Annotated in this window: 20 protein-coding genes; all 20 read left to right on the top strand. The window is 69.4% G+C overall.

Going from position 1 to position 20,311, the window contains the following annotated elements; all coding sequences use genetic code 11:
* Window positions 1-34: 34 nt before the first annotated feature.
* The 20 genes from AC06E6_RS03200 (at window position 35) to rpoN (ending at window position 20,307) form a co-directional block, all read left to right on the top strand.
* Entirely contained in the window at window positions 35-979 is a 945-nt protein-coding gene (locus tag AC06E6_RS03200; protein WP_240212779.1) for a chemotaxis protein, read from the top strand.
* 200 nt (window positions 980-1,179) lie between these two features.
* Window positions 1,180-1,578 carry a flagellar basal body rod protein FlgB gene (flgB, locus tag AC06E6_RS03195; RefSeq protein ID WP_161614430.1) on the top strand — a complete coding sequence of 133 codons (399 nt, stop codon included), beginning with the start codon at window positions 1,180-1,182 and terminating at the stop codon, window positions 1,576-1,578.
* Window positions 1,579-1,588: 10 nt separating this feature from the next.
* Window positions 1,589-1,996 (top strand): flagellar basal body rod protein FlgC, encoded by a 408-nt coding sequence (gene flgC, locus AC06E6_RS03190; protein ID WP_104938827.1) that lies wholly within the window; start codon window positions 1,589-1,591, stop codon window positions 1,994-1,996.
* A 23-nt stretch (window positions 1,997-2,019) separates the two neighbouring features.
* A complete protein-coding gene (locus AC06E6_RS03185; protein WP_104938828.1) occupies window positions 2,020-2,694 on the top strand; it encodes a flagellar hook capping FlgD N-terminal domain-containing protein in 675 nt (224 codons plus the stop codon).
* Window positions 2,695-2,728: 34 nt separating this feature from the next.
* Complete coding sequence (gene flgE, locus AC06E6_RS03180) at window positions 2,729-4,006, top strand: flagellar hook protein FlgE (RefSeq protein WP_478060313.1); 1,278 nt, start codon at window positions 2,729-2,731, stop codon at window positions 4,004-4,006.
* Between the two features lie 136 nt (window positions 4,007-4,142).
* Complete coding sequence (locus AC06E6_RS03175; protein WP_240212780.1) at window positions 4,143-4,892, top strand: flagellar basal body rod protein FlgF; 750 nt, start codon at window positions 4,143-4,145, stop codon at window positions 4,890-4,892.
* Window positions 4,893-4,992: 100 nt separating this feature from the next.
* A complete protein-coding gene (gene flgG / locus AC06E6_RS03170) occupies window positions 4,993-5,778 on the top strand; it encodes a flagellar basal-body rod protein FlgG (protein ID WP_104938831.1) in 786 nt (261 codons plus the stop codon).
* Window positions 5,779-5,801: 23 nt separating this feature from the next.
* Window positions 5,802-6,494 carry a flagellar basal body L-ring protein FlgH gene (gene flgH, locus AC06E6_RS03165; protein WP_293758232.1) on the top strand — a complete coding sequence of 231 codons (693 nt, stop codon included), beginning with the start codon at window positions 5,802-5,804 and terminating at the stop codon, window positions 6,492-6,494.
* A gap of 11 nt (window positions 6,495-6,505) precedes the next feature.
* On the top strand, window positions 6,506-7,699 hold the full coding sequence (locus AC06E6_RS03160; protein WP_478060310.1) for a flagellar basal body P-ring protein FlgI: 1,194 nt from the start codon (window positions 6,506-6,508) through the stop codon (window positions 7,697-7,699).
* A 2-nt stretch (window positions 7,700-7,701) separates the two neighbouring features.
* Window positions 7,702-8,901 (top strand): flagellar assembly peptidoglycan hydrolase FlgJ, encoded by a 1,200-nt coding sequence (gene flgJ / locus AC06E6_RS03155; RefSeq protein WP_478060308.1) that lies wholly within the window; start codon window positions 7,702-7,704, stop codon window positions 8,899-8,901.
* Window positions 8,902-8,912: 11 nt separating this feature from the next.
* Complete coding sequence (flgK, locus tag AC06E6_RS03150; RefSeq protein WP_478060307.1) at window positions 8,913-10,796, top strand: flagellar hook-associated protein FlgK; 1,884 nt, start codon at window positions 8,913-8,915, stop codon at window positions 10,794-10,796.
* Entirely contained in the window at window positions 10,796-11,998 is a 1,203-nt protein-coding gene (gene flgL, locus AC06E6_RS03145; protein WP_321988816.1) for a flagellar hook-associated protein FlgL, read from the top strand. The genes flgK and flgL overlap by 1 nt, the downstream gene beginning before the upstream one ends.
* Window positions 11,999-12,060: 62 nt before the next feature.
* Window positions 12,061-13,299 carry a flagellin gene (locus AC06E6_RS03140; RefSeq protein ID WP_161614439.1) on the top strand — a complete coding sequence of 413 codons (1,239 nt, stop codon included), beginning with the start codon at window positions 12,061-12,063 and terminating at the stop codon, window positions 13,297-13,299.
* A gap of 337 nt (window positions 13,300-13,636) precedes the next feature.
* Window positions 13,637-14,884, top strand: a complete 1,248-nt coding sequence (locus AC06E6_RS03135; RefSeq protein WP_104938837.1) for a flagellin — start codon at window positions 13,637-13,639, stop codon at window positions 14,882-14,884.
* Between the two features lie 239 nt (window positions 14,885-15,123).
* Entirely contained in the window at window positions 15,124-16,485 is a 1,362-nt protein-coding gene (gene fliD, locus AC06E6_RS03130) for a flagellar filament capping protein FliD (protein ID WP_293758220.1), read from the top strand.
* Between the two features lie 109 nt (window positions 16,486-16,594).
* Window positions 16,595-17,014, top strand: a complete 420-nt coding sequence (fliS, locus tag AC06E6_RS03125; protein WP_104938839.1) for a flagellar export chaperone FliS — start codon at window positions 16,595-16,597, stop codon at window positions 17,012-17,014.
* 5 nt (window positions 17,015-17,019) lie between these two features.
* Window positions 17,020-17,328: a hypothetical protein gene (locus tag AC06E6_RS03120; protein ID WP_104938840.1), complete on the top strand. Its 309-nt coding sequence runs from the start codon at window positions 17,020-17,022 to the stop codon at window positions 17,326-17,328.
* Complete coding sequence (locus AC06E6_RS03115) at window positions 17,325-17,909, top strand: PilZ domain-containing protein (RefSeq protein ID WP_104938841.1); 585 nt, start codon at window positions 17,325-17,327, stop codon at window positions 17,907-17,909. The genes AC06E6_RS03120 and AC06E6_RS03115 overlap by 4 nt, the downstream gene beginning before the upstream one ends.
* A gap of 85 nt (window positions 17,910-17,994) precedes the next feature.
* Complete coding sequence (locus tag AC06E6_RS03110; protein WP_104940194.1) at window positions 17,995-18,627, top strand: response regulator; 633 nt, start codon at window positions 17,995-17,997, stop codon at window positions 18,625-18,627.
* 267 nt (window positions 18,628-18,894) lie between these two features.
* Complete coding sequence (gene rpoN, locus AC06E6_RS03105; RefSeq protein WP_240212787.1) at window positions 18,895-20,307, top strand: RNA polymerase factor sigma-54; 1,413 nt, start codon at window positions 18,895-18,897, stop codon at window positions 20,305-20,307.
* The last annotated feature ends 4 nt before the right edge of the window (window positions 20,308-20,311 follow it).

Below are 20,311 nucleotides of genomic sequence, written 5' to 3'. Positions count from 1 at the left end.
CAAGTCCCGCCCCCGCCCTGCCGATACCGGCTGCATGTCACATGACCTGCTCAACCGCATCGACCAGCGCACCCGGCTGGCCGGCCACAACCGACTGGCCCTGCTGCTGTTCCGCCTCGGCGGCCGTCAGCTTTTTGGCGTCAACGTCTTCAAGGTGCAGGAAGTGCTGCGGCGCCCGCCCCTGTTCCAGGTGCCCGGCCTGCCCGCCCAGTTCTCCGGGGTGGCCGACGTGCGCGGCCGCTCGGTACCGGTGCTGGACCTGGGGCTGGCGATCGGCCACCCGGAGCGCGAGCCCAACGCCGACACCTCGCCCGGCTACCTGGTGGTCACCGAGTTCAATCGCTCGGTGCAGGGCTTCCTGGTCAGCGGCGTGGAACGGATCGTCAACATCGCGGTGGAGGACATCCAGCCGCCGCCGGAACTGGGCGCCGAGGCCAGCTACCTGACCGCGGTCACCCGCTTCCAGGGCGAGCTGATCCAGGTGATCGACGTGGAGAGCGTACTGGCCGACATCGCCCAGATCAGCAAGGATGCGGTGCTGGACCCGTCGATGGTCCTGCCGCCCGGCGCGCCGCCGATGCAGGTGCTGGTGGTGGACGACTCGCGCGTGGCCCGCCAGCAGATCCGCAGCGTGCTCGACCAGCTCGGGGTCACCGCCACCCTGCTGTCGGATGGCAAGCAGGCGCTGGACCACCTGCTGCAGATCCACGCGGCCGGGGAGAACCCGGCCGAGCGCTATGCCATGGTCATCTCCGACATCGAGATGCCGGCGATGGATGGCTACACCCTGACGACGGAAATCCGCCGCCACCCGGGGCTGGCCGGGTTGTTCGTGCTGCTGCACACCTCGCTGTCGGGCGTGTTCAACAACGCCATGGTCGAGCGCGTGGGCGCCAACGCCTTCGTGCCCAAGTACAGCGCCCACGAACTGGCCGATTTCGTGCTGCAGCGCCTGCGCCAGGTGGCCGAAGCGGCCTGACCCCGGGACGCGTGGAGGCGGGCGCCTTGCGCTGAAGCAAGGGGGCCGCCCCGCCCCGCCGGCGCCCCGATCCCGATCCGGCAGGCCCGCCACCGGGGGACCGGCGCCCTCCCCCGGGCTCCCCGCGCCTCCCCTGCGTTTCCCGCGTTCTGGCACACCGCTTGCAGCCTTCCGGGCATCGTTCCCCCGGGAGGTGCGCCATGCCCAACCTGATTTCCAATTACCTGGGCATCCACGCCCAGGCCATGCCGTTGCGCGAACAGCGCATGAAGCTGATCGCCGGCAACCTGGCCAACGCCGACACCCCGGGCTACAAGGCCCGTGACCTGGATTTCGACGCCGCCCTGCGCAACGCCAGTGGCGCCGACGGCAACGGCCTGCTGGCCACCACCGCCGAACAGCATTACCGCATCGGCGGCGACGGCCTGAACCCGTTCCAGGTACTGCGCCCCGGCGTGCAGCCGAGCCTGGACGGCAACACCGTCGATCCGGATGCCGAACGCGCCGCGTATGGCCGCGCCGCGCTGGAGTACCGCGCCTCGCTGAGCTTCGTCGAGTCGAAGGTGCGCACCCTGACCACCGCCATCACCGGCCAGTAAGGGGAGCGCCATGAGCAACCTGCCCATCTTCGACATCGCCGGCTCGGCGCTGCAGGCGCAGTCGGTGCGCATGAGCACCATTGCCTCCAACCTGTCCAACGCCGACTCCGTGGCCGGCTCGGCCGAAGCCGCCTACAAGCCGCTGGAGCCGATCTTCCAGGCGGTCACCAGCCGCGAGGATCCGCGACTGACCCGGGTGGAGGTCAAGCAGGTCACGCAGAGCGAGGCGCCGCCGATCAAACGCTACGAACCCCACCATCCGCTGGCCGACGGCGACGGCTACGTCTACTCGCCGGACATCGACCCGGTGGCGCAGATGGTCAATCTCATTTCCACCTCGCGCAATTACCAGGCCGGCGTGGAAATGCTCAACACGGCCAAGGAACTGACCCTGGCCACCCTGACCATGGGCCGCTGAGCCGGCCGCCACAGGATCCCGTCATGAGCAGCATCAACACCAATACCGACCTGTTCGGCGCGCTCGGGCTCAACGCCCCGGCCGCGAAGAGCACCAAGAAGAAGGACGCGCTGGACCAGGCCGATTTCCTGCGGCTGATGACCACCCAGCTGCAGCACCAGGATCCGCTCAAGCCGATGGACAACAGCCAGATGGTCGCGCAGATGGCGCAGCTGTCCACGGTGCAGGGCATCAGCGAATTGAACAAGAGCGTCACCGGCTTCCAGGAATCGATGGCCGGCGACCAGATCCTGCGCGGCGCGGCCATGGTCGGCCACGACGTGCTGGTGCCGTCGACCAAGTTCATGCTCGGCGACGAGGGCGCGACCGGCGGCACCTTGGCCGCGCCCGGCGCGGGCACCATCGTCGTCGACATCACCGACGCCAACGGCAACAAGGTCGACCAGATCAGCGTCGCGGCCGACGCCTCTGGCGAAGTGCCGTTCCAGTGGGACGGCACCGACGCCAATGGCAAGCGCATGCCGGCCGGCGCCTACACCATCGCCGCCACCTACACCGACGCCAGCGGCAAGCAGACCAAGCTCAGCACCTACGTCGAGGCCGAGGTGGAGAGCGTGACGGTCGGTTCCGACGGCCTCTACCTGAACCTCAAGGGGCTGGGCGCGGCCCCGCTCGACTACGTGCTCCGCGTCAGCTGAGCCCCCTCTTCCACGGATTCCCAGGAGTATCGCCATGGGCTTCAATGCCTCCCTGTCCGGCATCAGCACCGCCAACGCCGACCTGAGCGTCACCGCCAACAACATCGCCAACGTCAACACCGTCGGCTTCAAGGAATCGCGCGCCGAGTTCGCCAACGTCCTGACCGCGACCGGCTATGGCCTGCAGAACAACGCCATCGGCTCGGGCGCGCGCCTGACCAACGTGGCCCAGCAGTTCTCGCAGGGCAACATCGACCAGACCGGCCGCAGCCTGGACCTGGCGATCGCCGGCGAAGGCTTCTTCACCCTGAACATGAACGGCTCGCGGGTGTATTCGCGCGCCGGCAACTTCCAGGCCGACAAGAACGGCTACGTGGTCAACCCGCAGGGCGCGCGGCTGCAGGTCTACGCGCCGAGCGCCGACGGCACCCGCTTCGACGGCGCCCTGACCGACCTGCGCCTGCTGTCCGGCGACAGCGCGCCGCGCCCGACCAGCCAGCTGCAGCTGGCCTTCACCCTGCCGGCCAACGCCAAGGAACCGACGATCACGCCGTTCGATCCGGCGGTCAGCAACAGCTACAGCCACTCCAGCGGCGGCATCACCGTGTTCGATTCGCTGGGCGTCAGCCACATCCAGACCTCGTACTTCGTCAAGACCGCCAATCCCAACGAGTGGGCGGTGTACAACTTCGTCGACGGCGTGCCGGTCAACAACGGCAGCGTGCCCGGCGATCCCACCGCCACCCCGCCGGTACCGGCGGTCATCGGCACCCCGACCCTGCTGCAGTTCTCCGACAGCGGCGCACTGACCGCGCCGGCCGACGGCAAGATCACCCTGGGCACCTTCACCCCGAGCACCGGCGCCGGCCAGCTGGCGATGAGCCTGGACGTGTCCGGCTCCACCCAGTACGGCGAGAAGTTCAACCAGCACAACACCGGCCAGGACGGCTATGCCTCGGGCAAGCTCAACGAGATCAACATCTCGGAAAAGGGCGTGGTGTATGCGCGCTACTCCAACGGCGTGGACGTCGCACTGGGCCAGGTCGCGCTGAGCAACTTCAACAACCCGCAGGGACTGCTGGGCGAAGGCAACAACCTGTGGTCGGAAACCTATGCTTCGGGCACGCCGCGCACCGGTGCGCCGGACAGCTCCGACCTGGGGCAGATCCAGGCCGGTTCGCTGGAGGCCTCCACCGTCGACCTGACCCAGCAGCTGGTGAACATGATCACCGCGCAGCGCAACTTCCAGGCCAACGCGCAGATGCTCTCGACCCAGGACCAGATCACCCAGACCGTGATCAACATCCGCTGAGGCAGCACCCCGGGCAAACGGGAGCGGGCAATAACACGGCGCGCACTGCCCGCGCCGTTCCCCGCGCCTGGCCCCTCGCCCTGCATCGCCGGCATTCCGTCGTTCCCTTCTTCCCGCTTCCCGGTCCCCCTTGCCCATGGACAAAGCCCTCTACGTCGCCATGACCGGCGCCCGCGCCTCGCTGCAGGCGCAGGCCACCGTTTCCCACAACCTGGCCAATTCCGACACGCCGGGTTTCAAGGAAGCCCTGGCCAACACCGAGGCGTTCCCGGTCCAGGGCCAGGGCTACGCTTCGCGGATCGACGCGCTCCACGTCGATGCCGGCTTCAACCGTCGCACCGGCGCACAGCAGATCACCGGCAACGCGCTGGACCTGTCGCTGCAGCCGGGCAACTGGCTGGCGGTGCAGTCGCGCGATGGCAGCGAGGCCTATACCCGCGCCGGTGCGTTGACGCTCACCCCCAACGGCCAGCTGGTCACCGCCGACGGCAATGCGGTGCTGGACGAGAACGGCAACCCGGTGGCGGTGCCGCCGCACCAGGCCATGGAGATCGGCCACGACGGCACCCTGTCGATCATCCCGCTGGGCGAAGGCCCGCAGACCATGGCCATGATCGGGCGGCTGCGCGTGGTGCAGGCGCCCGACGCGCAACTGCAGCGCGGCCTCGACGGGCTGATGCGCAACAGCAACCCGCAGCAGCCGTTCGCCCAGGTCCAGGGCAAGGCGCTGGACAGCGGCATGCTCGAGTCCAGCAACGTCGACGCGGCCGGCGCACTGGTGCAGATGATCCAGCTGCAGCGCCAGTTCGAGATGCAGGTCAAGGTCATCAAGCACGGCGACGAGAACGCGCGCAGCGCCAACACGCTGCTGCGCCTGAACGGCTGACGCCGCCGCGCCGGCCGATTGGCGCGCGGGTCTGGCACAGGCCATGCATTACATCCTGCAACGGCCCTGAGGGCCGGCACCCGTCGCAGAGGAACCGCTCATGAATCAGGCACTGTGGGTCGCCAAGACCGGCCTGGATGCGCAGCAGACGCGCATGTCCGTTGTCTCCAACAACCTCGCCAACACCAACACCACCGGCTTCAAGCAGGACCGCGCCAGCTTCGAGGACCTGCTGTACCAGCAGGTGCGCCAGCCCGGCGGCTCGTCCTCGGCGCAGACGCAGTTGCCGACCGGCCTGCAGCTGGGCACCGGCGTGCGCGTGGTGGCCACGTCCAAGAATTTCCAGCAGGGTGGCCAGCAGCAGACCGGCCGCGCCCTGGACGTGATGGTCAACGGCCGCGGCTTCTTCGAAGTAATGCTGCCCGATGGCAGCTCGGCCTACACCCGCGACGGCAGCTTCCAGATGAGCCCGCAGGGCGAGCTGGTGACCAACAGCGGCTACCCGGTGCAGCCGGGCATCCAGATCCCGGAAGGGGCGCAGTCGCTGACCATCGGTGCCGACGGCACGGTCAGCGTGAAGATGGCCGGTGACGCGGCTTCGGTCGAGATCGGCTCGCTGACCCTGACCGACTTCATCAACCCCGCCGGCCTGCAGGCCAAGGGCGAGAACCTGTACCTGGAAACCACGGCATCGGGCCCCGCGCAGAACGGTACCCCGGGCCTCAATGGCCTGGGCGGCATCGTCCAGGGCGCGCTGGAAGGCAGCAACGTCAACGTGGTCGAGGAGCTGGTGGCGATGATCGAGACCCAGCGCGCCTACGAGATGAACGCCAAGGCCATCTCCACCACCGATTCGATGCTCGGCTACCTCAACAACAACGTCTGATCGTGCCGCTTACGGAACCCGCCATGGCCTGCCTGTCCAACGTCCTCCGTCTTTCCTGCGCCGCGGCCAGCCTGGTGCTGCTGGGCGGCTGCGTGGTCGCCGGCGACATCCGCCCCTACCCGGCCATGGCGCCGGTGGTGCCGGTGGTCGCGCCCGCGGCCGAGGCCACGGCCGGCGCGATCTACGCCGCCGGTCCGGGCCTGAACCTGTACGGCGACCGCCGCGCCCGCGACGTCGGCGACCTGCTGACCATCACCCTGGTCGAGAGCACCTCGGCCACCACCAGCGCCAACACCGCCATCGGCAAGAAGTCGAGCATGGACATCGGCTCGCCGAGCCTGTTCGGCGCACCGGTCACCCTGGGCGGCAAGGACGTGCTCGCCGCCAGCGCCAAGGGCGAACGCGACTTCACCGGCAAGGGCAGCAGCGCGCAGAGCAACCGCCTGCAGGGCAGCGTGACCGTGACCGTGATCCAGCGCCTGCCCAACGGCAACCTGGTGGTGCAGGGGCAGAAGAACCTGCGCCTGAACCAGGGCGACGAACTGGTGCAGATCCAGGGCATCGTGCGCGCGGCCGACATCGCCACCGACAACACCATCCCGTCCAGCAAGGTCGCCGACGCGCGCATCGCCTATGGCGGCCGCGGCGCGGTGGCCCAGTCCAATGCCATGGGCTGGCTGGGCCGGTTCTTCAACTCGCGCCTGGCGCCGTACTGAGGAGAAGAACGATGACCGGTACTTTGTCCACGGCGGCCAGTGAAGCGCGCTTGCGCCTGCCCGATTGCCTGCGCGCGGGCTTCGCCGCGCTCCCCCGTCCGCGGGCCACCGGCCTGTGGGCGCTGGCGGTGCTGGCGTTCGCGTTCGCGCTGCCGGCGCACGCCGAACGCATCAAGGACCTGGCCCAGGTCGGCGGCGTGCGCGGCAACGCGCTGGTCGGCTACGGCCTGGTGGTCGGCCTGGACGGCAGCGGCGACCGTACCAGCCAGGCGCCGTTCACCGTGCAGAGCCTGAAGAACATGCTCGGCGAACTGGGCGTCAATGTTCCGCCGAACGTCAACCCGCAGCTCAAGAACGTCGCCGCGGTGGCGATCCACGCCGAGCTGCCGCCGTTCGCCAAGCCCGGGCAGACCATCGACATCACCGTGTCCTCCATCGGCAACGCGGTCTCGCTGCGCGGCGGCTCGCTGCTGATGGCGCCGCTCAAGGGCGCCGACGGCCAGGTCTACGCCATCGCCCAGGGCAACCTGGTGGTCGGTGGCTTCGGCGTGCAGGGCAAGGACGGTTCGCGGGTATCGGTGAACGTGCCCAGCGTCGGCCGCATCCCCGGCGGCGCGACCGTCGAACGTGCCCTGCCCGACGTGTTCGGTGCCAGCGGCGAGATCACCCTGAACCTGCACCAGAACGACTTCACCACGGTCGCGCGCATGGTCGCGGCACTCAACAACGCGTTCGGCGAAGGTGCCGCGCGCGCGGTCGACGGGGTCACGGTCGCGGTGCAGGCGCCGAGCGACCAGGGCGCGCGCATCGGCCTGCTGGCGCGCATCGAGAACATCGAACTGTCGCCGGGCGCCGCGCCGGCGCGGGTGGTGGTCAACTCGCGCACCGGCACGGTGGTGATCGGCGCGCAGGTCCGGGTCAGCCCGGCGGCGATCGCGCACGGCTCGTTGACGGTGACCGTCAGCGAGGCCACCCAGGTCAGCCAGCCCAATGCCTTCGGCGGCGGCCAGACCGTGGCCGCGCCGCAGTCCACCATCAGCGCCAGCAACGAAGGCAGCCGCATGTTCCGCTTCGAGGGCGGCACCACGCTGGACGAGATCGTGCGCGCGGTGAACGAGGTCGGTGCCGCGCCCGGCGACCTGATCGCGATCCTGGAAGCCCTCAAGCAGGCCGGTGCGCTCAGCGCCGAGCTGGAGGTGATCTGAGCATGCGCATCGCCGCCCCGTCACTGGAACTCAACCCGGTCGCCGGCAACGACCCGGCGAAGATCGACAAGGTCGCGCGCCAGCTCGAAGGCCAGTTCGCGCAGATGCTGATCAAGAGCATGCGCGCGGCCAGCTTCGGCGATTCGCTGTTCCCCGGCGAAAACCAGATGTTCCGCGAGATGTACGACCAGCGCATTGCCGAGGCCATGACCCAGGGCCGCGGCCTGGGCCTGTCGGCGATGATCGCGCGCCAGCTCGGCGGCGCCGGCCAGGCGACCCCGCCGCTGGACACCGCGCTGGTCCCGGCGGCGAAGGCTGCGCAGGCCTACCGTGAAGCCCTGCCTGGCGCAGCGGCCGGGGGGGCGCGGCCGGCCGGCGCGGTGGAAAGCCCGCTGCCGGGCATGCCCGGCGGCCATGACGCCTTGAGCGGCAATGTGCCGGCCATGCCGGAAGAACAGATGCTGGACCTGATCGCCGGCCGCGACAGCGGCAGCCTGCACGCGGCCATCGGCGGCCGCGGCGCAGCACCGGACGCGGCGCCGGCAGCCACCGACTGGGCCCTGGCCAACGACCGCTGGAGTGGCGTCGGCCCGGCCGCCCCGCGTACCGATGGCGTGGACATGGCCACCGCCAACGCCGCCGCCGACCAGCTCGGCAAGCACACCCCGGAAGGCTTCGTCGCCAGCATCTGGCCGCATGCCGAGAAGGCCGCGCGCGAGCTCGGCGTCGATCCGCGTGCGCTGGTCGCGCAGGCCGCGCTGGAGACCGGCTGGGGCCGCCGCCACATCAAGCGTGACAACGGCGGCAGCAGCCACAACCTGTTCGGCATCAAGGCCAGCGGCTGGAAGGGCGAAAGCGCCAGCGCCGCCACCCATGAGTACGTCGACGGCCAGCGCCAGAGCCAGACCGCGCGCTTCCGTGCCTACGGCTCGCCGGCCGAGAGCTTCGGCGACTACGTACGCATGCTCAAGAACAGCCCGCGCTACCAGGCCGCGCTCAAGGCCGGCAGCGACGTGCGCGGTTTTGCACAGGGCTTGCAACGTGCCGGGTATGCCACCGATCCGGGCTACGCCGCCAAGATCGCCGCCATCGCCGCCGGCCCGACCATCGACCGCGCGGTGGCCGCCATCGGCCAGGCCGGCGCCCGCCTCGGCCAGTCCTTCGCCCACGCCGCCGGCCTGTCCGGCCTCACCCGCCGTTGAGATAGAACCCGATGTCCAGTGTCCTCTCCACCGGTAGCAGCGCCCTCATCGCCTTCCAGCGGGCGCTGGCCACCGTCAGCCACAACGTGGCCAACATCAAGACCGACGGCTACAGCCGGCAGAAGGTCGACTTCGCCACGCGCAACCCCACCGACGTGGGCTATGGCGACGTCGGCAACGGCACCCGTATCACCGACATCCGCCGCGTGGCCGACCAGCTCGCGATCTCGCGCCTGCTCGACAGCAGCGGCGAATTGGCCCGGCTGAAGCAGCTTTCCGGGCTGGCCGACCGGGTGGATGCGCTGTTCTCCGACAGCGCGACCAACCTCAACGGCATCTGGTCCAACTTCTTCGACTCGGTCAGCGGGCTGTCGGCCAACGCCGCCGGCACCGCCGACCGCCGCAGCATGCTCGACAACGCCAACGACCTGGTCAACCGCTTCAAGCAGTTGAACGGCAACCTGGACACCCTTGGCAACGAGGTCAACAACGGCCTGATCGCCGGCACCGGCGAGATCAACCGCCTGGCCCGGGAAATCGCGCAGATCAACAGCGCGATCGGCGCCGACATCACCGGCGTCGCGCCGGACCTGCTCGATCGCCGCGACCAGCTGATCACCCAGCTGGTGGGCTATACCGGTGGCACCGCCGTGATCCAGGACGGCGGCATCATGAACGTGTACTCGGCCGGCGGCCATGCGCTGGTGGTCGGCGGTACCGCCTCGCAGGTCACCACCGTGGCCGACCCGTACCAGCCCGAGCGCCTGCAGCTGGCACTGAAGACCCAGGGCCAGACCATCGTCCTGGACGGCAAGGCGCTGGGCGGCAGCATCGGCGGCCTGCTGGAGTTCCGCGACACCGTGCTGACCCCGGCACAGGCCGAACTCGGACGCATCGCCGTCGGCCTGGCGCAGGCGTTCAACGAAAGCCACCGCGAAGGCATGGACCTGTATGGCGACATGGGCGTGGACTTCTTCAGCCTCGCCCCGCCCAAGGTCGCCGCGCACAGCGGCAACAGCAGCACCAGCACCGCCACCGTCAGCGCCAACTACGGCGACGTCGCCGCGCTCGACGGGCAGAACCTGCAGCTGCGCTTCAACGGCAGCGCCTGGGTGGCCACGCGCACCGACACCGGCGCGCAGGTGCCGATGAGCGGCAACGGCAGCGCCGCCGATCCGTTCGTGGTCAACGGCATCGAACTGGTGGTCGGCGGTACCCCGGCGCTCAACGACCGCTTCCTGGTGCAGCCCACCGCGGCCGCCCCCGGCGGGCTGGCGGTGGCGATCACCGACCCGTCGCGCATCGCCGCGGCCAACCCGGTGCGGGCCAAGGCCGATCTGGGCAACGTCGGTACCGGCGTGGCCGGCAAGCTCGACATCACCGACGCCGCCAACGGCGCCCTGCTCGACCCGGTCAGCATCGACTTCATCGATGCCAACAACTACACCATCAATGGCGGCCCGCCGCTGCCGTACACGCCCGGCCAGACCATCGCCGCCAACGGCTGGAGCCTGGTACTCGACGGCAAGCCCGCCGCGGGCGACACCTTCACCGTGTCGCGCACCCCGGCCGGCTCCAGCGACAACGGCAACGCTGCGCGCATGGCCGCGGTCGAGGACGCCAAGGCCTTCAACGGCGGCACCGTCACCCTCAACGGCGCGCTGGGCGGGCTGACCACGCAGATCGGCGCGGCCGCGCGCGCGGCCGACTACTCGCTGCAGGCGCAGCAGGTGATCAACGAGAACGCGCAGGCCACCCGCGATTCGATCTCCGGGGTGAACCTGGACGAGGAAGCGGCGGACATGCTCCGCCTGCAGCAGGCCTACCAGGCCGCCTCGCAGCTGATCTCCACCGCCGACACCATGTTCCAGTCGATCCTGCGGGCGGTGGGCTGATGAACAACCGCATCTCCAGCAGCATGATGTACGACCAGTCGGTGTACCTGATGCTCGCCAAGCAGAGCAAGCTCAACCACCTGGAGCGCCAGCTGGCCACCGGGCAGAAGCTGGTCTCGGCCAAGGACGACCCGGTCGCCTCCGGCACCGCCGTGGGCATGGACCGGATCCTGGCCGAGCTGGACCAGCTGGGCGCCAACGCGGCGAACGTGCAGAACCGGCTGGGTCTGCAGGAAAACGCGCTGGCGCAGGCCGGTGAGCTGCTGCAGCGCGTGTCCGACCTCACCATCCAGGCCAACAACGCGGCGCTGTCGGCCGAGGACCGCAAGAGCGTTTCGGCCGAGCTGCGCTCGATCCGCGAATCGCTGCTGTCGCTGGCCAACAGCACCGATGGCAACGGTCGCTTCCTGTTCGGCGGCACCGCCGACGGCGTGCCGCCGTTCGCGGCCAACAACGGCACGATCCTCTACAACGGCGACCAGACCCAGCGCCAGGTCGAGGTCGCGCCCGGCAGCTTCGTGCAGGACGCCCTGCCCGGCAGCGAGATCTTCATGCGCATCCGCACCGGCGACGGCACCGTCGACGGCAGTGCCGCGGCCGGCAACACCGGCCAGGCGGTGCTGACCGGCGCCAGCCGCGACGGCAGCGCGGCGTGGAGCGGCGACAGCTACACGGTGCGCTTCACCGGCCCCGGCGCCTACGACATCCTCGACAGTGGCGGTGCCATGGTCGGCAGCGGCACCTATGCCGAGGGCGACGACCTCGTCTTCCAGGGCCTGCGCGTGCGCATGAGCGGCGTGCCGGCGGCCGGCGACGAGTTCACGGTCGGCCAGGCCGGCAACCGCGATGTGTTCTCCACCATCGACCGTCTGTCCCAGGCGCTGCAGATGGACACCTCCACCCTCGCCGGCCGCACCGCGCAGCAGAACCTGCTGCAGTCCAGCCTGCGCGACGTGGCCCGCGCCGCGGAGAAGATGATCGATTCGCGCGCATCCGGCGGCGCGCAGCTCAGCGCCATCGACAACGCCGCCTCGCTGCGCGAGGCCAACGCCATCACCCTGAAGGATTCGCTTTCGCAGCTGCGTGACCTCGATTACGCCGAGGCCATCGGCCAGTACAAGCTCGAAGGCGCCGCCCTGCAGGCCGCACAGACCGTGTTCACGCAAATGCAGTCCATGTCGCTGTTCAACATGATCCGCTGATCCAGACAAACGCAAACCGCCTTCCCATATCACGCAAGACCCGAGCACAACGGAGAAGTCCCATGGCACAAGTCATCAACACCAACATCATGTCGCTGAACGCCCAGCGCAACCTGAACACCAGCGGCAGCAGCCTGGCGACCAGCATCCAGCGCCTGTCCTCGGGCCTGCGCATCAACAGCGCCAAGGACGACGCCGCGGGCCTGGCGATTTCCGAGCGCTTCACCACCCAGATCCGCGGCCTGGACGTGGCCACCCGCAACGCCAACGACGGCATCTCGCTGGCGCAGACCGCCGAAGGCGCGATGGTCGAGATCAGCAGCAACCTGCAGCGCATCCGCGAACTGGCGGTGCAGTCGGCCAACGCCACCAACTCCGGCAGCGACCGTGACGCGCTCAACGCCGAAGTGCAGCAGCTGCTGAGCGAGATCGACCGCGTCGCCAACCAGACCAGCTTCAACGGCACCAAGCTGCTGGACGGCAGCTTCACCGGCGCGCTGTTCCAGGTCGGCGCCGACGCCGGCCAGACCATCGCGGTCAACAGCATCGTCGATGCCAACATCGACCAGCTGGGCCGCGCCGGCTTCGCCGACACCGTCGCCGGCGCCGGCGTCGGCGGCACCGCGGCGACCGCCTCAGGCGCGATCAAGGGCATCGCCGTGTCGATCCGCGCCGCCGGCGCGCCGGCCGGCGCCGCCGGCCTCACCACCATCACCCTGGACGACGTCAAGATCGAAGTGGGCGACGACGCGGCGGCCGTGCAGAAGAAGATCGCCCAGGCGTTCAACAACAAGCTGGACCAGACCGGCCTGTACGCCGAGGTCAGCGGCGGCAACATCAAGCTGACCTCGCTCAAGGCCGGCCAGGACTTCGAGGGCGTGAGCAACGGCACCCTCAGCGGCGGCACCGGCATCACCCTGTCGCTGGCCGCCGACCTGCCGGCGTCGCTGGCCGCGGCCGGCACCGCGGCGGCCGGCGGCGGCATCAACCACCTGGAGAACCTGGACATCTCCAATTTCGCCGGCGCCCAGCGCGCCCTGGAGATCGTGGACAAGTCGCTGACCGCGGTGAGCGGTTCGCGTGCGGAGATGGGCGCGATCCAGAACCGCTTCACCTCGACCATCGCCAACCTGTCGACCACCTCGGAAAACCTGTCGGCCTCGCGCAGCCGCATCCGCGACGCCGACTACGCCAAGGAAACGGCGGAAATGACCCGCACGCAGATCCTGCAGCAGGCCGGTACAGCGATGCTGGCGCAGGCCAACCAGGTCCCGCAGAACGTGCTCAACCTGCTCAAGTAAGCCGGCACCGAAAGCGGCAGGAACCAGAGCCCCGGCCTGCCCGGGGCTCTGTCGTTGCGGGGGCGCCCGCCCCCTGGCGGGGCGGCCAGCCGCGGCGGCGATGTAAAAAAACAACGGCGCTGGAACCCTGCGGTTCCAGCGCCGTTTCCATATGACGCCATGCATCCGGACGCATCGGCGGATCGTGCGATCCGTTTTTCCAGGCGGCCCTAAAGCTGCCCGGGATGCTGCCGTTATTGGTATCAGCAGCGGTACTGCGGCGCCCTACGCCACTCCACTGCACTCAGTACCGGTCAGGTTGAGCTGCCGGATCAAACGCCAAAAAGGAATCCGAATCATGGCACAAGTCATCAACACCAACATCATGTCGCTGAACGCCCAGCGCAACCTGAACACCAGCGCCACCAGCCTGGCGACCAGCATCCAGCGCCTGTCCTCGGGCATGCGCATCAACAGCGCCAAGGACGACGCCGCCGGCCTGGCGATCTCCGAGCGCTTCACCACCCAGATCCGCGGCCTGGACGTGGCCACCCGCAATGCCAACGACGGCATCTCGCTGGCGCAGACCGCCGAAGGCGCGATGGTCGAAATCGGCAACAACCTGCAGCGTATCCGCGAACTGGCCGTGCAGTCGGCCAACGCCACCAACTCCGGCACCGACCGCGACGCGCTGAACGCCGAAGTCAACCAGCTGCTGAAGGAAATCGACCGCGTCGCCAACCAGACCAGCTTCAACGGCACCAAGCTGCTGGACGGCAGCTTCACCGGCGCGCTGTTCCAGGTCGGCGCCGACGCTGGCCAGACCATCGGCATCAACAACATCGTTGATTCGCGCACCGCCAACCTGGGCAAGATGAATTTCGCCTCCGACACCACCGCCGTCAACGTGGTTGCCGCGACCGCTTCGGGCGTCGCCGCCGCCGCCGGCAAGATCTCCGGCGTGAAGATCAGCGTGCAGCAGGTCGGTGCCAGCGCGGCGCAGACGATCAACATCGACGACGTCAAGTTCAACGCCGGCGACAGCGTGAAGACCATCAACCAGAAGGTCGCCACCGCCATCAACGACAAGATGGACCAGACCGGCGTCTACGCCACCCTGGACAGCGCCGGCGCGGTCAAGCTGCAGGCGGTCAAGGGCAACCAGTACACCACCGGCTTCACCTTCGGCACCATCACCGACGCCGTCACCGGCCAGGCCACCGGCATCACCGCCGGCGCCACCGCCTTCACCGCGCAGACCGCCGCCGCGGTGACCGCCCCGGCCCAGGAAACCGTCGCCGGCAAGATGGACATCTCTTCCTTCGTCGGCGCCCAGCGCGCCCTGGAAGTGGTGGACAAGGCGCTGACCGCGGTCAACAGCTCGCGCGCCGACATGGGTGCGATCCAGAACCGCTTCAGCTCCACCATCGCCAACCTGGCCACCACCTCGGAAAACCTGTCCGCTTCGCGCAGCCGCATCCGCGACGCCGACTACGCCAAGGAAACGGCGGAAATGACCCGCACGCAGATCCTGCAGCAGGCCGGTACCGCGATGCTGAGCCAGGCCAACAGCTCGACCCAGAACGTGCTCAGCCTGCTGCGCTGATCCGTCGGGGTCAGCCCGACCAGGCCACGACCCGGAGCCCCCGCCAGCAATGGCGGGGGCTTCATCCATTTGCGGCCATGCAAAGCGGCCGCCGTCGCCGGCACCGGCGGCGCCGGGGATCCCGGCACGGGACTTGCACCCCAGGCGTGACCCGCGCGGTCCCGTGGCTAAAGAAGCCGGGGAACGTGCCGATATCCGGGATGCCTGCAAGGGCGTCCATTTGCGCACAAGGAATCCAGATGGCCTCGTCCTCCCTTTCCGTCGTCGGCTCCGGCCTGGACATCCCCACCCTCGTTTCGCAGCTGGTCGCCAACGAGCGCAAGCCGGCCGCCGACCGCATCAACACCCAGGGATCGACGGTCACCGCCAAACTTTCGGCGCTGGGCAGCATCAAGAGCTCGCTGAGCGGCCTGCAGTCATCGCTCGATGCGCTGGTCAAGGGCGCCAGCAACCAGGCCTACAAGACCTCGGTGCCGGAAGGCAGCGGCTTCGGCGCGACCGTGGTGACCGACGCCACCACCGGCAAGACCCAGGCGGTGGCCGGCACCTACAACGTGGAAGTGCTGAGCCTGGCGCAGCCGCAGAAGCTCAGCTCCGGCGCGTTCGCCGCCGATGCGGCGGTCGGTGACGGCAGCCTGAAGATCGCCTGGGACGACAAATCCATCGACGTCGAGATCAAGCCGGGCAGCACCCTGGCCGAAATCGCCGCGGCGATCAACAAGACCGCCAACGGCAAGGGCGTCAATGCCACCGTCATCACCGCCAGCGACGGCCAGCACCTGGTGCTCAATGCCGTGGACGCCGGCACCAAGGGCGCCCTGACCGTCTCGGCCAGCGGCGGCAACGGAGGGCTTTCCGCCCTGACCTGGGACGGCACCGGCGGCGGCCTCACCCAGACCGTGGCCGCCAGCAACGCGCGGGTGCGGGTGGACGGTTTCGAGCGCGAATCCAGCAGCAACAGCATCAGCGACCTCATCCCCGGCATCACCCTCACCCTGAACAAGGCCGAGGAAGGCACCACCAAGACCCTGACGGTCAGCCAGGACAACGCGCCGCTGAAGATCAACCTGCAGGCCTTCGTCAGCGCCTACAACGCCTCGGTCAACCTGCTCAAGAACTCCAGCGCCTACGATGCCACCAACAAGCGCGCCTCCACCCTGACCGGCGACTCGCTGGTGCGCGGCCTGCAGCAGCAGCTGCGCGGCCAGCTCAGCGCCAACGTGGTGGACATGAAGGCGCTGGGGCTGACCATCAACACCGACGGCACCCTGGCGCTGAACAGCAGCACCTTCGACAAGACCCTGGCCGAGAACCCGAACGCGGCCGCGCGCCTGCTGGGCAAGGACGGCACCCTGTCCGACGGCCTGTCCAAGCTGCTCAAGAGCAACCTGGACACCGGCACCGGCACCCTGACCCTGCGTACCGACGCGCTCAACAAGCAGATCAAGAAGCTGGAAAAGGACCTGGACGACCTCGACGCGCGCATGGAGAAGGTGTCGGCGCGCTATACCCGCCAGTTCACCGCCATGGACTCGCTGGTGGCGCAGATGCAGGGCACCAGCAACTACCTGGCGCAGCAGCTTGCCGCACTGCAGAAATAACCGTCCGACATTCAAGTAAACGGCCATGACGGCCGATACACGGATACCACCCCATCATTGCCGACGCTGCCCGGACCGCGCGCCGGACAGGTCCCAGGAGACTCTCACCATGTACGGTTCCAGCCGCAACTACGCCGAGCAGTACCGCAAGGTCGGCGTGTCCACCAAGGTTGTGGATGCCGATCCGCACAAGCTGGTGGCCCTGCTGTTCGAAGGGGCCGGCGAGCGCATCCGTCGCGCCGAGGCGTTCCTGGCCCAGGGCGACCAGGCGATGAAGGGCAAGGCCATCGGCGAGGCCTGCGCCATCATCGGCCACCTCAACGGCTCGCTCGACCACGAGGCCGGCGGCGAGATCGCCGGCAACCTCTCGGCGCTGTACGACTACGTCATCCAGCGCCTGACCGAGGCCAACCTCAACAACGACGTGGCGGCGCTGCAGGAGTCGCTGTCGCTCATGGGCGAGATCGAATCGGCCTGGAACGCGATCCCGCCCGACCAGCGCCAACGCCCCGCCGTCACCGGAGCCTGAGGACCATGATGGACCCCGATCACACCCTCAAAGCCCTGCACGATGACCTGGAAGCGCTGCGCGTGGCGGTGGAACAGGAAGACCACGCCCAGGCCGAGCGCATCGCCAGCGGCCACGACCGCCGCCTGCGCGAGTTCGTGGAGGCCTGCGGCGCGCAGTCCGCGGCCAACGGCCTGCGCAACCTGCTGGCGCTGCAGCAGTCGCTGATGGCCGACATGCTGGTACGCCGCGACATCGCCGCGGCGCGGCTGCGCGCCGGGCGCCAGTCGGTGCGCGCCGCGCACGCCTACCAGCAGGCCGAATCGCTGGCATGAACACGCCCGGCGCCAGCATCGTGCACCACCCGGCGGAGGTCGAGCTGTTCGAGGACACGCTGACCTGCGATGTCTCGCTGCCGGCGGTGTTCGAGCCGGGCAGCGGCGCGATCCGCGCCGGCGCGGCGGAAATGCTGTTGCGCAGCGTGGCGCTGGTGGAAGACTCGCGCGGCGCCGACGACAGTGACGAGCGCGGCGCCGACGGCAGCCAGCAGCTGGCACGGCTGGAGGCGCGCATGGACCTTGCCCTGGTATTGCTGGGGCGCCTGCTGCGGCAGTCCACCCAGGCGCTGCCGCTGCGCCCGGTGCGCTGGTCGCGGCGGGGCCTGCGGCTCGAGCTGGGCCAGCGCAGCGGCGCGGTCCAGGGCAGCGCCGGCATCGTGCGCCTGCAGCCGGCCGACTGGCTGCCCGACCATATCGAACTGCCGGTGCAGGTGCTGGGCGAAGCCGCCTCGGGCAACGGCGGGCTCTACCTGTGGCTGCGCCTGCAGAGTACCGGCGAGGCGCTGGACACCGCGCTGGAACGCCACCTGTTCCGCCTGCACCGGCGCCAGATCGCCGACAGCCGGCGCCCGCGTTGAAGCGGCCGGTGCATGACCTTTGCCGCTTGGCGCGCGCGCGCGCGCTCGGCTAAGGTGCGGCCATTCCCAAGCGATGCCCGTGCCCGTGCGTGTCCTGATCGTCGATGACCATACGCTGGTGCGTGCCGGCCTGTGCCGCCTGCTGCAGACGTTCGGCGGTGTGCTGGTGGTCGGCGAAGCCAGCAACGCCGACCAGGCGCTGGAGCTGGCGGTGCTGCACCGCCCCGAAGTGGTGCTGATGGATCTTTCCCTGCCCGGCCGCAGCGGCCTGGAGGCATTGTCCGACATCCGCCGGCGGGTGCCGCAGGCGCGCGTGGTGATGATGTCCATGCACGACGACACCGCGCATGTGCGCGATGCGCTGGACCGCGGCGCGGTCGGGTTCGTGGTCAAGGATGCCGCCCCGCAGGAGCTGGAGATCGCGCTGCGCGCGGCGCATTCCGGGCAGGTGTTCCTGAGCCCGCAGATCTCCACCCGCATGCTGGCGCCGATGCTCGGGCGCGAACGCCCCACCGGCATCGCCGCGCTGTCGCCGCGCCAGCGGCAGATCCTGCGCCAGCTCGGCAACGGCCGCACCACCAAGGAAATCGCCGCCGAACTGGGCATCAGCGTGAAAACCGTCGAGACCCATCGCGCGCGCATGATGGAAGCGCTGGGCTGCCGCCGCGCCAACGACCTGCTGCTGCTGGCGGTGCGCCACCAGCAGGAGCTCGCCTGAGCCCCCGCCCGCGGACCGACGTTGGCAACGCGTCACAGATTCGGAAATCCGTCGCGTGGCGCGTCAGAATTCCGTAAGTCATTGATAGTCCAATCTCCGCCCCCGCCGCGGCGACGGATTAATGGCGAAATGTAGGAAAAACCCCTACACCCACTCAGGGGACTCCCGGATGGCGCCGGGTTTTCTCCTATTCATTCCCTGACACCCCCTACGCAAGATGTGTTCCATCACGGTCGCTTCACGCAGCGGTCACGGGGACCAGACGCCATGAAAGCCACGCTCGCCACCCAGCTCGGGCAGCAACTCCACCTCACGCCCGCCCTGCTGCAGTCCATCCGCCTGCTGCAGCTCAACGGCCTGCAGCTGGAGCAGGAAATCCGCCAGGTGCTGGAGAACAACCCGCTGCTGGAGATCGAGGAAGAGGCCTCCGCCAGCGCCGCCGAAACCGCCGGCGCCGGCGACCCGCAGCTGGAGACCGCGGCGTTCGACGAGCTGCCGGAGAGTTCGATGTGGGACGTGCCCGGCGCCAGCTGGAACGACGCCGACGAGGACCGCACCGCGCGCCTGGCGATGGGCGAATCCAGCGACCCGCACCTGCGCATCCTGCAGGCGCTGTCGCTGGACCTGGACGAGGGCGACCTGGCGATCGCCGGGTTCTGGCTGGAGCATTGCGACGACGCCGGCTACCTGCAGGCGCCGCTGGCGCAGCTGACCCTGCTGGCCAGCGCCCGCTTCGACCGCGACGGCGCGCACGTCGAGCGCATCCGCCAGCGCCTGCTGCAGGGCGAGCCGGCCGGCATGGCCGCGCGCGACCTGCGCGAGTGCCTGCAGGCGCAGCTGGCCGCCCTGCCCGGCACGGTGCCTGCCCGGCACCTGGCCGCGCGGCTGCTGGACGGCGACCTGAACCTGCTCGCCAGCCACGACTACGCCGCCATCGCCACCGGCCTGGACGCCGAACACGCCGACGTGCTGGAGGCGTTCCGGCTGGTGCTGTCGCTACAGCCCCGCCCCGGCGACACGCTGCAGCCGCAGGCCGACGACGCGGTCATCCCGGAAGTGGTGGCCTGGCGCGCCGATGGCCAGTGGCGGGTGGCGCTGAACCCGGCCACCACGCCGCGGGTGAGCCTCAACACGGTCTACGAGCGCGCCCTGGGCGCCAGCGAAGGCAGCGCCGCCCAGCCGATGCGCGAACTGCTGCAGGAGGCGCGCTGGTTCACCCGCGGCCTGTCCATGCGCTACGACACCCTGCTGCGCACCGCGCGGGTCATCGTCGAGCGCCAGGCCGCGTTCCTGGCCGAGGGCGAAGAAGCCATGGCGCCGCTGACCCTGAAGGAAGTGGCCGACGCCATCGGCATGCACGAATCCACCGTCTCGCGCATCACCTCGGGCAAGTTCATGCAGACCCCGCGCGGCACCTTCGAGCTGAAACACTTCTTCGCCGTGCGCCTGGACGGCGCCAGCATCTCCGGGCAGGCGGTCAAGGCAATGGTGCGGCGGCTGATCGAATCCGAACCGCCGGCGCGCCCGCTGGCCGACGAGGCCATCGCCGAACTGCTGGCGCGGCAGGGGGTCAACATCGCCCGCCGCACCGTGGCCAAATACCGCGAACAGCTGGACATCGCCCCCGCGCGCGAGCGGAAGCGGCACAATGCGCGTCCGTTGCTGGCCCGCGCAGGCTGATCCG

Source organism: Stenotrophomonas sp. Steno-Z10-HUANG, assembly GCF_056393075.1.
The sequence above is the reverse complement of the archived record's forward strand: the minus strand, read 5'-3'. Positions and strand labels throughout refer to the sequence as shown.

Coding starts and splice junctions, on each gene's coding strand:
- fliS (WP_104938839.1), top strand. CDS start 16,595: ATGTACGGTTCCAGCCGCAACTACGCCGAGCAGTACCGCAAGGTCGGC.
- flgL (WP_321988816.1), top strand. CDS start 10,796: ATGAACAACCGCATCTCCAGCAGCATGATGTACGACCAGTCGGTGTAC.
- AC06E6_RS03135 (WP_104938837.1), top strand. CDS start 13,637: ATGGCACAAGTCATCAACACCAACATCATGTCGCTGAACGCCCAGCGC.
- AC06E6_RS03140 (WP_161614439.1), top strand. CDS start 12,061: ATGGCACAAGTCATCAACACCAACATCATGTCGCTGAACGCCCAGCGC.
- flgH (WP_293758232.1), top strand. CDS start 5,802: ATGGCCTGCCTGTCCAACGTCCTCCGTCTTTCCTGCGCCGCGGCCAGC.
- fliD (WP_293758220.1), top strand. CDS start 15,124: ATGGCCTCGTCCTCCCTTTCCGTCGTCGGCTCCGGCCTGGACATCCCC.
- AC06E6_RS03120 (WP_104938840.1), top strand. CDS start 17,020: ATGATGGACCCCGATCACACCCTCAAAGCCCTGCACGATGACCTGGAA.
- AC06E6_RS03160 (WP_478060310.1), top strand. CDS start 6,506: ATGACCGGTACTTTGTCCACGGCGGCCAGTGAAGCGCGCTTGCGCCTG.
- AC06E6_RS03200 (WP_240212779.1), top strand. CDS start 35: ATGTCACATGACCTGCTCAACCGCATCGACCAGCGCACCCGGCTGGCC.
- flgK (WP_478060307.1), top strand. CDS start 8,913: ATGTCCAGTGTCCTCTCCACCGGTAGCAGCGCCCTCATCGCCTTCCAG.
- AC06E6_RS03185 (WP_104938828.1), top strand. CDS start 2,020: ATGAGCAGCATCAACACCAATACCGACCTGTTCGGCGCGCTCGGGCTC.
- flgG (WP_104938831.1), top strand. CDS start 4,993: ATGAATCAGGCACTGTGGGTCGCCAAGACCGGCCTGGATGCGCAGCAG.
- flgB (WP_161614430.1), top strand. CDS start 1,180: ATGCCCAACCTGATTTCCAATTACCTGGGCATCCACGCCCAGGCCATG.
- flgE (WP_478060313.1), top strand. CDS start 2,729: ATGGGCTTCAATGCCTCCCTGTCCGGCATCAGCACCGCCAACGCCGAC.
- flgC (WP_104938827.1), top strand. CDS start 1,589: ATGAGCAACCTGCCCATCTTCGACATCGCCGGCTCGGCGCTGCAGGCG.
- rpoN (WP_240212787.1), top strand. CDS start 18,895: ATGAAAGCCACGCTCGCCACCCAGCTCGGGCAGCAACTCCACCTCACG.
- flgJ (WP_478060308.1), top strand. CDS start 7,702: ATGCGCATCGCCGCCCCGTCACTGGAACTCAACCCGGTCGCCGGCAAC.
- AC06E6_RS03115 (WP_104938841.1), top strand. CDS start 17,325: ATGAACACGCCCGGCGCCAGCATCGTGCACCACCCGGCGGAGGTCGAG.
- AC06E6_RS03175 (WP_240212780.1), top strand. CDS start 4,143: ATGGACAAAGCCCTCTACGTCGCCATGACCGGCGCCCGCGCCTCGCTG.